A 15,164-nucleotide genomic window follows, 5' to 3' on the forward strand; every position below is an offset into this window, starting at 1 on the left:
CCTGCCGTGGGCCGGGTGTCCCCGGGCAGGCGAGCCGGGTGCGCCGGTCAGGCCGTGCCGCTGCGGTCGGCGCCGGAGACGGTCAGCCGGCCCTCGATGCTGGCCGTCGCCAGGTCGAGGCGGGAGCGGCAGCCGGTTTTCGCGAACAGCCGCGTCAGGTGGCTCTCGACCGTCTTTTCGCTGACCTGCAGCGTCCCGGCGATCTGCCGGTTCGTCAGGCCCTGCCGGATCAGGCCGATGACGCGCAGTTCGACCGGCGAGAGGTCGTCCGAGGCACCGGGCCGGCGGGGCGGGGGCACGCCGCGTTCGCGCATCCGCGCCTTGATCGTCAGGCGCAGCAGGTCACCCCCCAGGCGCCGGGCGATGTCGTAGGCCTCGTGCAGCCACGGCCGCGGCTCGTCGGCGACGGACGAGGCGATCAGGCAGGCCCGCATCAGCTCGCTCTGGTTGTCGTGGCTGCGCACGGCTTCGACGGCGCTGAGCGCGCTCGCGAGATCGTTTCCGGCCAGGCCGGCGACCATCAGGTCGGCCATCTTCAGCCGACGGCCGCCGTAGCGCCGGTACCACCGGCCGGTCAGGGTCCGCAGCTCGGCCACCTTCGCGGCGTTGCCGGCCTCGGACTCCAGCATCGCGAGCCGCACGAGCAGCCAGTGCAGCCCGATGACGTTGCCCCGCTCGGCCTCCTCCGCCGCGGTGGCGTAGCCCAGCCAGCCCGCTTCGATCGCTTCGGGCAGCCGGCCGCTGCGCCACCGGAGCCCGGTCTCGACCCAGGTCGCCATGGCGGGGAACGGACAGTCGCCGATGGCCGCCAGCCAGCCGGCAGCAAGCCGGGATTCCCCTTCGCAGGACAGGATTTCCGCGGCGAACAGGCGCGCCAGAGCGTGGCCCGGCGTGGTCGGCTGCCCATTCAGCTCGAGCGCCCGGCAGGCGGACAGCACCTCGGCCCAGGCGCCGCGGTGGTAGCCCGTGATGACCCGGTGGTACAGCGCGAGCGGCCCGTCGTCCGGAGCGCCGTATTCGTCACCGAAGAGGAAGCCGAACAGGGCGACGAGATCATGCCGGCCCGCCCAGATCTCGAGCTGGTCCCGAACCGGCGCGGCGTCGGGAGCGTCCCCGAGCCGGAAGGCTCCGAAGGCGGCCACCAGCCCGTCGAGGCTGATGACTTCGCGGCCTTCGAACCACTGCCCGGCGAATTCGAGCGGCGCTCGGCTCGCCGGTTCGGCCGCGAGCCGTTCGGCGACCGCCCGTGGCACCGGAACACCGGTGTGCAGGGCAGCGAGTGCGGCGGCGACGGCGAGTTCGTACCCCGCCGAAATCCCGCCGTCGACGGACTCGGCGACGACCTCCCGCAGCCAGTCGTAGCGGCCGATCCGCACCAGCAGGCGCAGCAGCAACCGGGTGAGGTCGGGAACGCGGCGGGGATCGTGAGTGGCACAGTGGGCAAGAGCGGCCCGGTACCACCGGGCGGCCGACGCGGCATCGGACGGCAGCACGCGGGCCGCCTCCCGCACGAGCAGCGGAACGACGCCGGGCCCGACCCGCAGTTCGGGACCGGCCAGCGCGATGTGCTCCGCGACGAGCGCGGGGTCTCGCGTCCCGAGGAGGGGATGCCCGGCCGCGTTCGCGTGAACATCCGGGGCGGCGCTCGGTCCGGGGTTTCCCGGCGCGGCCTGATCGGCAGCGAACCCGGGCTCCCCCACCCCACCCAGCAGATGCCCCGCCAGCCGCGCGTGGAGCACTCGCACCCGCCGCTCCCCCACGACGTTCCGCACCGCGGTCGCCAAGGCCGGGCAGGGCACGAACAGCGCGCCCCGGTCGTCGCAGCCCAGTACTCCCGTCTCCACGAGGCGATCCGCGGCCCGGCCGGCGACCGCCGGCTCCCAGTCCGCCGCCTCCGCGAGGGACAGCAAGTCGTCCACCCGGAACCCGCCGGTGCCCGCGAACGCGACCAGCTCCGGCGCCGGCGCCGGCAGCTCGACGACCTGCCGCACGAGTTCGTGGTCCGGCGGCAGCGCAAGCGGCGCCGCCGGACCGGCCAGGCACGACACTCCCCGCACCGGGACGAGCCGGCCGTCGCGGCGGAGTCCCTCCCGGATCGCCAGCACCGCGCCCGGGTTGCCGCTCAGGGATCCCAGCGCCGCCCGCACCTCCGGGGCCACCGCCGGATCCACCGGCCCGTCGGCGGCGAGCAGCTCGTCGACCTCGCCGTCCGTCAGCGGCCGCAGGTCGACGACCTCGTCGGCGAGCGCGCTCAGCAAGGCCGGCTCGACGGACGCGCGGCAGGCCGCCAGGACGGTGCACCCCGCGTACCGCGCCGCCGCCACCGTGAAGCCGGGGTTCGGCACCGCATCGAGGTCGTCGAAGAAGACCGCCGCGGGGCGGAGCGCCCCGAACACGCGGGTCAGCTCGGTGAACAATACAGAACCGGAAGATGAACAATCGGTGTCGCCGGGCGCGCAGAGATGATCCGCCCTCGCCGCGCACCGCGGACCGAATTCGTCGCGGACGGCCGCGAGTACCGCCCGGACGCCGAATTCGTCGGGATCGCCTGCCGAAAAGCGAATGTGAATAGTTTTCATTCCGCGGTCGCGCCACCTCCGCCGCACCGCGTCGAGCAACGCCGTCTTGCCCGCGCCGGCCGCACCCCTGACCACCACGAGAACGGGCCGCCCCACGGCCGTTTCGAGCGCGGCAAGCTCCTCGCCGCGCCCCGGCAAGACCTCACAGTCCCGGTTCACCGGCCGTCTCCTTCCCGCCCACCGGCCCGGACCGGAGTCCGCGGCCGCCATTCCCTCGGGTGACGAGAGTGTGCCACGTTCATTACGCCGTCCAGCCCGAAGTGGGATGAGATTTACCCCATTCGGGGACCGTTTCTCAAATAGTCGATCACGCATGTGGACAGTCATCACCCGGCCGGGGGGAACATCCTCCCGTCGGAGTGATACCAGCCACCCTGGTCCGGGACGCTGTCGCACCGCCGAAGCCTGGCCCGTCCGAAGTGGAACGTCACCCGTTCGAGTGATCTTCGGCGGGTCGAATGTCGTCGATCATCGAGACTTCCCTTGTTTACCAACAGGATTGCCTCCCCGGCCAGCGACGGCGTCCCGGCGGCCGGCGGTTAATCTGACCCGACCCCGAACCAGCAGAGCGAGAAGCGTGCAGTCTGACCGATTCGTCCCGCCGTCCGAGCGGGTCGCCCTCGAAGTCGTCGAGGCGCTCCGCTCGCCCGGCCATCCGGTGCTGACCGTCCTCGCCGGGCCGGCCGGCGTCGACCTCGGGGCGGTCGTAGCGCACCTCGGCCACCACCTCGCCGCCGACCCGGCCGGGTTCGCCCAGATCCGCGTGATCGACCTCGCGTTCGCCGGCTCCGCCTCCGGCGCGGCCCTCCTCGACCGCGTCCCCCCGGCCGCGGTGCTGCGCGCCACCACCGGCACGCTGCTCGTCCTCAAGGACGTCCACCTGCTGCCGGCCGAGGGCATCGGATCGCTGGACACGCTGGTCCGCCAGCTGGCCACGACGAAGTCCGCCTGCGTGTGCACCATCGCGCTCCCGCTCCCCGCCGCCACCCGCGCGGCGTTCCGCGAGAGCGCCACCCGGCTGCACCGCGACGGCCTGCTCCACCACGTGAACCTGCGCCCGATCCCCCGCGCCGAGCTGCCCGCGCTCGTCACCGCCCTGCTCGGCGCGATTCCGGAACCCGACCTCTACGACCAGCTGTGGCAGGTCACCCGGGGCTGGCCGGCAGTCGTCGAGGCGGCCCTGCGGATCGGCCGGGACCGCGACATGTTCCGCGTCGTGGACCGGCACGCCTACCCCACCCGGCAGCTGGAGCCGCCGCGGTTGTCCGAGCAGGACGAGCTCGTCGTGGCGATCCGCCGCCGGGGCGCGACCGCGTGGGCCGCGGCGAAGGCGATCGCCGTGCTCGGCCCGCTCGGCCCGGCCGCCGCGCGGCTGGCCGCCGCCGCGCTCGGCACGTCCGAAGCCCAGGCCCGCCACGAGCTGGGCGAGCTGGCGCGGGCCGGGTTGCTGCGCCACGCCGCGGCCCGGGACAGCTGGACGTTCCGGCAGCCGCTGGTCGCGATCGCGCTGACCTGGGCCCTGGGCCCCTACGAGCAGCGGCGGCTCGCCCAGGTCGCCGTCGAAGCCCTGTGGTCCGGCACAGCACGCTGCGATGACCCCGGCTACCTGCCCGACCGGCTCGCCGAGGCCGGACGGCTGGTCGACCCCGGCCGGGCGGCCACGGAACTACGCACCTGCGCCGCGGCGGCCGGCTCCGGCGAACGGGCACTGACGTGGCTGCGCGCGGCCGCCGAGCTCACCACCGACCCGGCCGAACGCACCGAGATCCTGCTGCTCCACGCCCGCATCGGCCTCGACGGCGGCCAGCCCGTCCGGGCGTTGGAGTCCGCCGAAGCGGTGGTGCGCTCGCACGCCGGGGACGAGCGGCCGGACGTCCGATTCCTCCACCTGACGGCGCTCTCCGAGTCCGGCCGCCGGGACGAACTGGCGGAGTTCGCCGCCGGCGCGGACACCTCCCTCGAAGGCCTGGTCGCCCGCGCGTTCGCGCTGTCCCTGCTCGGCCGCTGGCGCGAGGCGCACGAACTGGTCCGGCGGATCCGCGCCGACCCCGGCGCCGCCCGGGTCGCGGCGCCCGTCCGCCGGTTCGGGTCCGTCGTCGGGCTGTGGCTGGGCGACCGGACGGAGTTCGACCACGAGGTCGCCGAACTGAGGCGCCGGATCGAGGCCGGGGAACGGCCGTCCGGCGAACTGGCCCACCTCGCCGGAGCGCTGGTGGCGCTGAGCGAGCTGCGGCAGGCGCGGCAGCTGCTGAACGTCCCGGTCCGGCTGAGCACGCCGAGCCGGATGATCATGGCGGTGGGCGACGGCGAGTTCGACGCGGCCATGGAGCTGGCCCGCAAGCACATCGCCGCCAGCGCGGCGGGCGGCTGCGACCCCGGCCAGACCGTCATGTTCCAGCTGGCCTCGACCATCCAGCTGTGCCGCGGCCGGCTCTCGCGGGCCCGGGAACTGCTCGCCACGGCGCGGTCCCGTGGACCGGCGATGCCGCACCTGCTGGCGATCCCGGAGGCGCTGTACGAGCGGGCGCACGGCGAGAACGCGCGGACGGAGTCGATCCTGCATGCGGCGGTGTGCCAGGCGGGCGAGAACGGCGTGGTCGCGCACACGGACCTGCTGTGGATCGCGCTGGCCGACATCGCCGTCCGCACCGAACGGCCCGGGCGGCTGCCGGAGTACCTGCGGAAGCTGGGCGAAGTGGCGGCGCGGATGGGCACCGAGCGCGCCGAGTTCAACCGCCTCACCCTGCACGCGCTGGTGCACGACGACCCGGTCGCGGCGAAGGGGGCGATGAGCCTGCTGCGGCTGCGTGATCAGCCGCTGGAGCAGGCCGTCGCCCTCGAACGGTTCGTGCGGTACGGCCTGAGCGAGCCGTCGGCGCTTTCGGAGTCCTACGCCATCTTCGGCGAAATGGACGCGCTGATGAGCCGCTCCTGGTCGCGCACCCTCATGCGCCACCACGGCGTGCACGTGCCCGGACGGCAGACGACGCTCGCCGAAAACGAGCGGCTGCTCGCGGTGCTCGTGGCCGAAGGGCTGGGCAATCGGCAGATCGCCACCCTGCTGCAGACCGGTGAGAAGAGCGTCGAAGGCCGGCTGTCGCGGCTGTTCCAGCGCACCGGCTACCGGTCACGCGTCGAGCTGGCGACCGCGATCCTGAACGGCCAGTACACCGACGGCTGAATCTGCACGCAGGTTCACGCCGGGGTCGCGGGTTCGATGCCAAGCGCCGCGACCAGGTCGGCGATCCGGTGGTGTGCCTCCAACGGGTGCCGCAACCGGCCTTCCGGGTGGATCTTGTAGTGGTTGCGCCGGCCGACGCGCTCGCGCTCCAGGTAGCCCTCGGCGATCAGGTCGGCGAGGATCAGCTGCACGCCGCGCTCGGTGATCCCGACCCGCTCGGCAATGTCGTGCAGCGTCCGGTCGGGATCCGCGGCCACGCAGAGCAGGACGTGCGCGTGGTTGCTGAGGAACGTCCACGAAGCCATACCCGTCACATTAACCGTCCGAACTTGACAGACGAAGTCCAGTTCGTCATTCTGGACGTAGCGGAGGGGAGTACCCGCCCGGTCCGGCATCGTCAATACGGCTGCACGTGTGCAGCCCGGTGCCGGCGTCACCTTCGGGTGACCGGGGAGACCTCCGGTTCGTCACCGAACCGGAGGAGTATCTCGTGACCGTCCCGATCTGGGCCTGGGCCGCCGTGCTCGGCGTCATCCTGGCCATGCTCGCGATCGACCTGGCCGCGCACCGCAAGTCACCCGTCGTCGGCGTCCGGTCGGCGCTGGCCTGGTCCGGCGTGTGGGTGGTGCTCGGGCTCGCCTTCGGCGCCGTGGTCTGGTGGGTCTGGGGCGCGGAATTCGCGGGCCAGTACTTCGCCGGCTACGTCATCGAGAAGTCCTTGGCCGTCGACAACGTCTTCGTGTTCGCGATCATCTTCAGCTACTTCGCGGTCCCCCGCGAGTACCAGCACCGCATCCTGTTCTACGGCGTGCTCGGTGCACTGGTGTTCCGGGCGGCGTTCATCGCCGCGGGCTCGGTGCTGATCGCGAGCTTCGCCTGGATCCTCTACGTGTTCGGCGCTTTCCTGGTCCTCACCGGCGTGCGGATGGCGCTGCACCGGGACGAGACGGTCGACTACGAGCAGAACGTGGTGCTGCGGGTCTTCCGCCGGATCGTCCCGTCCACCGACGGCGACCACGGCGGCAAGTTCCTGGTCCGGCAGGCCGGCCGCTGGGTGGCCACGCCGCTGCTCGCGGTGCTGGTGCTGATCGAGGTCACCGACGTCGTCTTCGCGGTCGACTCGATCCCGGCGATCTTCGCGGTCACCCAGGAACCGTTCCTGGTGTTCACGTCGAACGCCTTCGCGGTCCTCGGCCTGCGGGCGATGTACTTCCTGCTCGCCGACGTGATGCACCGGTTCGTGTACCTGAAGATCGGGCTGGCGCTGGTGCTCGTCTGGGTCGGCGTGAAGATGCTGCTGCTGGACGTCTGGAAGATCCCGACGCCGCTCTCGCTGGGCGTGGTCGCGGCGATCCTCGCCACGGCGGTCACCGCCAGCCTGCTCCGCACTCGTACCCGGCTTGACGTTTCTTCGAAAGGATCATGATGAACTTCACTCGCTTCACGACGGCTGTGCTGGCCGGCGGCGCGGTGCTGGCCCTCACCGGCTGCGGCGTCGCGGAGACGGCGGGGCAGGTGGGCAACGCGGCCTCGACGGCGGCGGTCTGCGCGGACGCGGTCCGGATCGCCACCGCAAACCCGGACCTGACCGACCCCCAGGCCGCGGCCGACCGGGCCCACGCGGCCGCGGACGAGCTGACGGGGCTGGCCTCGAAGGCGGCGAACACCACGGCGGCCGACGCGATCAACGGCTTGGCGACGACCATGCGCGAGACGACGGTGGACGACCTGGTGAAGCGGCCGGCGGACTGGGTCGGGAAGAAGGCGGACCAGGTGGCGGCGCTGACCAAGGCCTGCGCCGGCTGAGCCCCGCCCCCTCGCCTTCTCCGGCCATATCAGGACGCTCCCCCGACCCAAGCGCCCCAAGGCGGCCTTCGGTGCGTCAGACGCACCCAAGGCGGCCTTCGGTGCGTCTGACGCAACCAAGGCCGCCTTGGGGCGCTGGAACAGCCGCGGCAGACCACGCACCGCGCGCACCCCGCCGACCGTGACACCCACCCTGGAGCCTCCATGACCGCGTCCCCCGCCGCGTCCCCCACCGCATCCCCTGCCGGGGAGCTGACCGGGGTGGCCGGGTGGGCCGTCGGGCTCATGGAGTCGCTCGGAGGGCCCGGGGCCGCCCTCGTCGTCGGGCTGGACAACCTCTTTCCGCCCCTCCCCAGCGAACTCGTCCTCCCACTCGCCGGGTTCGCCGCCGGGCGGGGTGCCTTCACCCTCGGCGGCGCCCTCTTCTGGACCACCCTCGGGTCGGTGGCCGGTGCCGTCGTCGTCTACCTGCTCGGGCTGCGGCTCGGGCACGACCGCACGCGCCGGCTCGTGGGCCGGATCCCGCTCGTCAAGACCGCCGATTTCGACAAGACCGCCGCCTGGTTCGCCCGGCACGGCGGCAAGGCCGTATTCTTCGGGCGGATGATCCCCGTCTTCCGCAGCCTCGTCTCGCTGCCCGCCGGGGTCGAGCGCATGCCGTTCGGGCGGTTCCTGCTCTACACCACGGCCGGGAGCCTGATCTGGAACACCGGGTTCGTCGTCGCGGGCTACCTGCTCGGCGAACACTGGCCGGTCGTCGAGCGGTATGCGTCGATCTTCCAGTACGTCGTGTTCGCCGCGATCGCCGTCGCCATCGGGGTGTTCGTGGTCCGCCGGGTCCGGGGACGCAAGCCCGTTTAAGGTTCGGGCATGAACGCACCTGCGGCACCCGTGTCCGCCCTGCGGGAACGCGTGTACGCGACGCTGGTCGGCCTGTCGACCGTGCTGCTCCTGCTGAACTACACCGCCGGCACGTCCGCGGGCGAAGCCGTCGCCGACATCGGGGCCGCGATGGGCGCCCTCTGCCTGGCCGGCGGGTTCGCCGACGTGAGCGCACACCGCATCACGCACGGCCGCTTCCCGCGCGGCGACGACCTCCGCCACATCCTCGCGGCGACCGGCCACGTCCTGGAAACCGCGCTGCTGCCCGTACTCAGCGTCGGCGCCGCGGCGCTCGGCTGGCTGCCGCTGGACACCGCGCTGTGGATCGCCGCCCTGTCGCTGGTACTCACCATCGCCGCGCTGGCCCTGCTCGCGACGCGGCGCACCACCGTCCGGTGGCCGGCCAAGCTGCTGCTCTTCGTCGGCGAGGTGGCGATCGCCCTCGCCGTCGTGGGCGTGAAGCTGCTCGCCCACTGAAGCCGGTCGGGCAGCCCCGGCCGCGGCCACCCCGGCTCAGCCGGCCGCCCGGCCCAGCCGGGCCGCCAGCGCCCGGACGTGGTCGACGAGCTCCGGTGGCTCGTGCACCTGGAAGTCGAATCCCTTGCCGGCGACGTAGATCGCCAGCTCGTCGAGCGAGTCGGAGCCGGCGCGCAGGGTGCAGCTGTGCCCGTCGATCGGCTCCAGCGCGGCGGTGGTGGGCGCGATCCGCTCCGCCGCGGTCTCGGCGCTGACGTGCAGGGTGAACCGGCCCTGGTAGCGGGAGGCCGACGTCGAGATCGCGCGTGAGGTGTAGCCACCGAGATCGGGGTCGGGCGGGGTGCGCGGGGTGAACCGCGGCCCGGTGGGCGTGCGGGGCTCGAGGCGGTCGACGCGGTAGGTGCGCCAGTCTTCGCGGTCGACGTCCCAGCCGATGAGGTACCAGCGCCGCCCGGTGTGCACCAACCGGTGCGGCTCGGTGGTGCGGACGCTTTCGGTGCCGTCGTGGGCGCGGTAGCCGAACCGCAGCCGCACCGAGTCGCGGACGGCGGCGGCGATGGCGGTCAGGGTGTCCGGGTCGGCGGTGGGGCCGGTGTTCGCCAGCGGCACCGTCGCCGACCGCAGGGCGTTGATCCGGTGGCGCAGCCGCGACGGCAGGACCTGCTCGAGCTTGGCCAGGGCACGCACCGACGTCTCCTCGATCCCGGTGATCGAGCCGCCCGCCGCGGTGCGCAGGCCCATCGCGACGGCGACGGCCTCGTCGTCGTCGAGCAGCAGCGGCGGCAGGTCCGCGCCGGCGCCCAGCCGGTAGCCGGCGGTGCCCGCGCTGGCCAGCACCGGGTAGCCGAGCGCGCGCAGCCGTTCGATGTCGCGGCGCACGGTCCGCGGGGTGATGTCGAGGCGTTCGGCCAGTTCCGCTCCGGACCAGTCCCGCCGGGTCTGCAGGAGCGAAAGCAGACGCAGCAGCCGCGCCGAGGTATCCCACATGAGTGTCATTCTGCCGGTCGCCTAGGACCGAACCTGACCTAACCGGCTCCCAGGGTGGGAGACATGCAGAACAACGACGAAATCCGGCCCTTCACCATCGACGTCCCCCAGGCCGGCCTGGACGACCTGCGCGGCCGGCTCGCCCGCACCCGCTGGGCGGCGGACCTGCCCGGGGCAGGCTGGAGCCGCGGGGTGCCGGTGAGCTACCTCAAGGAGCTGGCCGGGTACTGGCGCGACGGCTACGACTGGCGCCGGCACGAGCGGGAACTGAACGCGTTCCCCCAGTTCGTCACCGAGATCGACGGGCAGGACATCCACTTCCTGCACGTCCGCTCCCCCCCGAGCCGGACGCCCTGCCGCTGATCCTCGTCCACGGCTGGCCCGGGTCGATCGTGGAGTTCCGGGACGTCATCGGCCCGCTGACCGACCCGAGCGCGGGGCAGGCGTTCCACCTCGTGATCCCCTCGATCCCCGGCACGGCCTTCTCCGGGCCGACCCGCGAGGCGGGCTGGGACACCGGCCGGATCACCCGCGCGTTCGCCGAGCTGATGCACCGGCTCGGTTACGACCGCTACGGCGCACAGGGCGGCGACACCGGCGCCGTCGTCGGCCCGGGACTCGGCCGGCTCAACCCGGACCGGGTCGTCGGCGTGCACGCGAACGGGCTCGCCGCGTTCGGCCCGCCGGACGACGGCGTCGAGCCGACCGAGGCCGAGAAGGCGCGGCTGAAGCACTTCGAGTACCTGAGTACCGAGCAGGCCGGGTACGTGGCGCTGCAGACGACCCGGCCGCAGACGCTGGCGCACGGGCTGCACGATTCGCCGGTGGCCCAGCTGGCCTGGATCGTGGAGAAGTTCAAGGAGTGGACCGACCCGGCGGCCGAGCTGCCGGAGGACGCGGTGGACCGGGACCTGTTGCTCACCAACGTGATGCTCTACTGGCTGACCGGCACGGGTGGGTCGTCGGCCAACTGCTATTACGAGACCGCGCACGCCGGCGCGTGGGGCGCGAGCGAGCGGTCCCCGGTGCCGACCGGGGTCGCGGTGTTCCCGCTGCACACGATCGTCCACTGGTCGGAGTTCTCGCGTGGCGGCCACTTCGCGGCGATGAAGGCGCCCGACCTGCTGGTGGACGACGTCCGGGAGCGGTCCGGAACGTCTTGAATGACTCATTCAGGACCTCGGAGGTCCTGAATGAGTCATTCAGGACACTCGGTGGCAGTCCACGCTCGCTTTCCCCCGCACCGGGTGAAGCCGGAACACCCGGACCACGACACCGTGGCATGGCCGCCGCTCGTCTCCGGAGGTTCGCATGGTGCGTGCCACGCTCACCGATGTCCCGGCTCACCGGTTCCGCAAGCCCCGGCGGCGCCGGGGCCGGGATCGGCGCGCGCGTCACCCGCTCCGGGGACTCGCCGACCGCTTCGGCCGCGGCGCGCAACCGCCGCCGGTTCCGTGGCCTCCCGAGACCGGGTCCGGGACCGGCGGTGCCCCGCTGCCCCGCGCGCTCGTCGTGCTGCTGGGCGCCGCCGCCGCGGTGGTCGTGCTGGGCGGGGTGCGGGCCGTTGCCTGGTTCGCCGGGCCGGTCTTCCTCGCCCTGGTCGTCGTCATCACCCTCGATCCCGTGCGGGCCTGGTTGCGGCGCAAGGGTTTGCCGCGCTGGCTGGCCGTCGGTGTGCTGGTCGTGACCGTCTACGCGATCCTGGTCGGCTTCTTCCTCGTCTTCGTGGTGTCCGTCGCGCAGCTGTCCACCCTGCTCCCCCGCTACACCGGGCGCGTCGACGAACTGCTCCACGACGGCCTGACCGTCCTCGGCCGGTTCGGTGTCGGGGAGCCCGAACTGCGCGCGATGCTGTCGTCCCTCGACACCGGGAAACTCGTCGGCCTGGCCGGTTCCCTGCTCGCCGGCGTCGGCGGCCTCGTCACGAACCTCGCCTTCCTCTTCGCCCTCCTGCTGTTCCTCAGCGCCGAAACCGCCTGGGCCGGGCAGCGCCTCGGCCGGATCGCGCGGGACCGGCCGTGGATTTCCGCCGCGCTGCGCGGCTTCGCGTCGGGCACCCGGCGGTACCTGGTCGTGACGACCGTCTTCGGCGGGCTCGTGGCGGCGCTCGACACGACCGCGCTCGCCCTGCTCGGCGTCCCGGGTGCCCTCCTGTGGGGGCTGCTCGCCTTCGTCACCAACTACATCCCGAACGTGGGCTTCGTGATCGGGGTCGCCCCGCCCGCGGTCATCGCCCTCCTCGACGGCGGGTGGGGCAACCTGCTCGTGGTGCTCGTCGTGTACGCCGGGCTGAACTTCGTGGTGCAGTCACTGGTCCAGCCGCGGTTCGTGGCCGGCTCGGTCGGTCTGTCCACTTTGGTCACCGTGCTGGCGCTGGTGTTCTGGACCTGGCTGCTGGGCCCGCTCGGCGCGGTCCTCGCCGTCCCGGCGACGCTGCTGGCCAAAGCGCTGCTGGTGGACGTCGACCCGCGGGCCCGCTGGGCCGAGGCCCTGCTGTCCGCCCCGCTCCGGGCTGACGGGTGAACGGCTGACGGGTGAACGGCTGACGGGTGAACGGCTCAGGTCAGGCCGTGCTGGCGAGCCACCACGACGGCCGAGCGCCGGTTGTTCACGCCGAGCTTGCCGTAGATGGCCCGCACATGGGTCTTCACGGTGTTGACCGAGACGGTCAGGTCGGACGCGATCTCGTCCAGCGACCGCTGCGACGGCAACCGCTGCAGCACCACCTGTTCGCGGTCGGTCAGGCTGCTCGCCTGGGCGTGCGGGACGAGCCGGCCGCGGACCGCCTGCGCGAACCGGTCCAGTGCGCCGAATCCGCCGGAGTGGTCGATCAGCAGGTGCCCGACCTGCGGCTCGGCCAGGGCGAACGGCCGCACCAGGCCGTTCGGCCGGGCCAGGGCGAGCGCGCGGTCCAGGGCGTGGAGTGCTTTGGTCCGCCGGTGGTAACGCAGGGCCAGCGCGGTTTCCGCCAGGCACCGGTCGACCGGCGTGGCCGGTAGCAACGACGTCGCGGTGGTGGTGTGGCGCAGGACCGCTTCGGCGGCCGCCGGCTCGTCCGCGGCCAGGTGGGCGCGGACCCGCAGCAGCGCCAGCTCGCCGCTGCCGGGCAGCCGCTCGTGCATCCACGCGAGCACCTCCGCCGCGTGCACGCCTTCGGCGAGGGCGAGAGCCGCGTGGTACTCGGCGACGCCGCACACGCCGACGAACTCGGGCGGCAGCTCCAGTCCGGCGAGCCGGTGCCGGGCCGCGCGCATGACCTGGGAGCCCGCCGTCCGGTCACCGCCGTCGAAGCGCACCATGCCTTCGAAGAACCCGCGCAGCGGGGCCGGCAGCGGCGCGCCGCCGGGCACTTCCGCGGCGGCCGCCTGGGCCAGTTCACGGGCCGCCGCCACCGGCTCGGCGCGCATCAGGTCGTCGTAGGCCAGCATCAGGTGGCACTCGGCCACGCCCGGGGACCGGCGCCAGCCGTGCCGTCGCGCGACGGCCAGCGCTCCTGTGCAGGCCCGCCGCATCGCCGGGTGATCCCCGCTGACGGCGGTGGCGACGGCCAGCGCCAGTCTGCTGTGGAGCACGAGGTGGTCGAGCCGGTCCCCCTGGGCCAGGCGCAGGGCTTCCTGCCCCTGGGTGACGGCGTGCCGCCGGGCCCCGCGGCGCAGTGACCGCCACGCGCGATCGAGGGTGAACCAGGCGTCGAGCCCGGACGGCCGAGCGTCCGGAAGCCCGCTCTCCGGCGGCGGGTTCCCGGTGGCCAGCGCCCAGTGGCGGGCCGCGAGCGGCCACACACCGAGGTCCGCCACGCCGGCGTCCACCGCGCCGACGTCCACCGCGCCGGCGTCCGCCACACCGAGGTCCGCCGCGGCCGCGGCGGGCAGCCCGCGCTGGATGTTCTCCAGCGCCGAGGCCAGCCGCAGCGGCGGGTTCGCGGCGACCGTCGCGGCGCCCAGGTAGGTGAGCGCGATCCGCACCGGCTCGCCGTCACCGGCCAGCACCTGGCGGACGGCGTGATCCCGCGCCAGGACGAGGACGCGCTGCCGGTCGCGGCCGGCGACGGCGTGCCGGAGCGACTCCCCGAACCGGCCTTCGCCGGCGTACCAGCGGGCGGCCACCCCGTGCAGCCGCAGCACCCGCCCCGGATCCTGCCGGGCCAGCTCGGCCCGCAGGAACCCGCGGAGCAGCGGCGGCAGCCGGTAGGCGTCGGCGGGCGTGCGCGTGACGAGACCCATCGCGCGCTCGAGCTCGTCCAGCCGCGCCCCGGCGTCCGCGCGCCCGGACAGGCGGACGGCGAGCGTCGCACCGACGGCGTCGCAGACACTGAGGCACAGCAGCAGATCCGCCGTCGGCCGGGGCAGCCGCGCGAGAACTTCGTCGGCGAGGAACCGCGCGACGGCCCGCTCGTCGCCGGTCACCGAGGCGACGAGCCCGTCCGCGTCTTCGGCGTCGCGCACCGAAACCGCGGCCCAGCCGAGTGCCGCGGCCCAGCCCCCGGTGCGTTCGGTGAGCTCCCGGACGCGCTCGTCGCTCACCACCCTTCCGGTGGCGCGCAGCAGATTCGCCGTTTCCCGTGCGGTGAACCGGAGTTCGGCCGCCTCCACCCGGGACAGGACGTCTTCGACGTGCAGCCGGGCCAGCCGCAGCCGCGGCTCGACCCGGGTGACGAGCACCAGCCGCAGCGCGGCGGGCAGGTGGCGGGCCAGGGCCGCGAGGGCCTCCAGGGGTTCGGCGCGGGAAATCTCCTGCAGGTCGTCGAGCACCAGCCGCACCGGGCGGGCCGGCGCGGCGAGCGCGTCGTCCAGATCGGCCAGGAAGGCCCGCCGCCGCCCGGCAGGCGGCGGGCCGAGCCGGTCCAGACCACGGTCGCCGGGCACGGCTGGACAGCGGCGCAACGCACCGAGGATCGCCGCCCACAGCCGGGACTCGTCGTTGTCGTCCTCGTCCAGGGACACCCAGGCGACGTCGTCGCCGTCGCCGGCCCACCCGGCGAGGGCGGTGGTCTTGCCGGCCCCGGCCGGTGCCCGGACCACGGTGACGGGCCGGGCGGTGGCGCGGTCCAGCACCGCCGCCAGCCTCGGACGGGGGACGAAGATGCCGGGCAGCCGCGGCAACGCGACCTTCACACCGGGTACCGGCCGGAACGGGAGCGTCGTTCGATCGGGCACGTGAACCTCTCGGCTGTCGGGAGAATGCGCCCCGGATCCGCGGTCGACGCCGGGCGGAGGCCACGACTGTACTGATCACGGGCGCGCAACCGGGAC

Annotated in this window: 10 protein-coding genes and 1 pseudogene; 7 read left to right on the plus strand and 4 right to left on the minus strand. The window is 73.6% G+C overall.

Annotation, left to right across the window (positions count from 1 at the left end):
* Positions 1-47: 47 nt before the first annotated feature.
* Positions 48-2,906, minus strand: coding sequence for a LuxR C-terminal-related transcriptional regulator (locus ACLJQF_RS10020; RefSeq protein ID WP_410607968.1), 2,859 nt, complete (start codon positions 2,904-2,906; stop codon positions 48-50).
* 250 nt (positions 2,907-3,156) lie between these two features.
* Here ACLJQF_RS10020 and ACLJQF_RS10025 point away from each other — a divergent pair, with 250 nt between their 5' ends.
* A complete protein-coding gene (locus tag ACLJQF_RS10025; RefSeq protein ID WP_410607969.1) occupies positions 3,157-5,760 on the plus strand; it encodes a hypothetical protein in 2,604 nt (867 codons plus the stop codon).
* A gap of 14 nt (positions 5,761-5,774) precedes the next feature.
* On the opposite strand, the gene ACLJQF_RS10030 is transcribed toward ACLJQF_RS10025, so the two are convergent.
* A complete protein-coding gene (locus tag ACLJQF_RS10030) occupies positions 5,775-6,065 on the minus strand; it encodes a helix-turn-helix transcriptional regulator (protein ID WP_410607970.1) in 291 nt (96 codons plus the stop codon).
* 185 nt (positions 6,066-6,250) lie between these two features.
* On the opposite strand from ACLJQF_RS10030, the gene ACLJQF_RS10035 reads away from it, so the two are divergent.
* The 4 genes from ACLJQF_RS10035 to ACLJQF_RS10050 all read left to right on the plus strand — a co-directional run bounded on the left by ACLJQF_RS10035 (position 6,251) and on the right by ACLJQF_RS10050 (position 8,925).
* On the plus strand, positions 6,251-7,186 hold the full coding sequence (locus tag ACLJQF_RS10035) for a TerC family protein (protein WP_410607971.1): 936 nt from the start codon (positions 6,251-6,253) through the stop codon (positions 7,184-7,186).
* A complete protein-coding gene (locus ACLJQF_RS10040; protein ID WP_410607972.1) occupies positions 7,186-7,566 on the plus strand; it encodes a bacteriophage spanin2 family protein in 381 nt (126 codons plus the stop codon). Before ACLJQF_RS10035 ends, ACLJQF_RS10040 begins: the two co-directional genes overlap by 1 nt.
* Before the next feature lie 204 nt (positions 7,567-7,770).
* On the plus strand, positions 7,771-8,427 hold the full coding sequence (locus ACLJQF_RS10045; RefSeq protein ID WP_410607973.1) for a DedA family protein: 657 nt from the start codon (positions 7,771-7,773) through the stop codon (positions 8,425-8,427).
* Positions 8,428-8,436: 9 nt separating this feature from the next.
* The gene (locus ACLJQF_RS10050) at positions 8,437-8,925 is read left to right on the plus strand and encodes a hypothetical protein (protein ID WP_410607974.1); all 489 of its coding nucleotides are present in this window, start codon (positions 8,437-8,439) and stop codon (positions 8,923-8,925) included.
* Positions 8,926-8,961: 36 nt separating this feature from the next.
* Here ACLJQF_RS10050 and ACLJQF_RS10055 read toward each other — a convergent pair whose 3' ends face one another.
* Positions 8,962-9,912 (minus strand): helix-turn-helix transcriptional regulator, encoded by a 951-nt coding sequence (locus ACLJQF_RS10055; RefSeq protein WP_410607975.1) that lies wholly within the window; start codon positions 9,910-9,912, stop codon positions 8,962-8,964.
* A 63-nt stretch (positions 9,913-9,975) separates the two neighbouring features.
* On the opposite strand from ACLJQF_RS10055, the pseudogene ACLJQF_RS10060 reads away from it, so the two are divergent.
* Positions 9,976-11,075 (plus strand): annotated as a pseudogene (locus ACLJQF_RS10060) (epoxide hydrolase family protein).
* Positions 11,076-11,223: 148 nt separating this feature from the next.
* Positions 11,224-12,435 carry an AI-2E family transporter gene (locus ACLJQF_RS10065; RefSeq protein ID WP_410607976.1) on the plus strand — a complete coding sequence of 404 codons (1,212 nt, stop codon included), beginning with the start codon at positions 11,224-11,226 and terminating at the stop codon, positions 12,433-12,435.
* A 35-nt stretch (positions 12,436-12,470) separates the two neighbouring features.
* Here the strand turns inward: ACLJQF_RS10065 and ACLJQF_RS10070 are convergent, their stop codons facing one another.
* Entirely contained in the window at positions 12,471-15,068 is a 2,598-nt protein-coding gene (locus ACLJQF_RS10070; protein WP_410607977.1) for a LuxR C-terminal-related transcriptional regulator, read from the minus strand.
* Positions 15,069-15,164 lie beyond the last annotated feature (96 nt).

The sequence above is a fragment of the Amycolatopsis sp. lyj-109 genome, from assembly GCF_046548995.1.
Taxonomy (GTDB): Bacteria; Actinomycetota; Actinomycetes; order Mycobacteriales; family Pseudonocardiaceae; genus Amycolatopsis.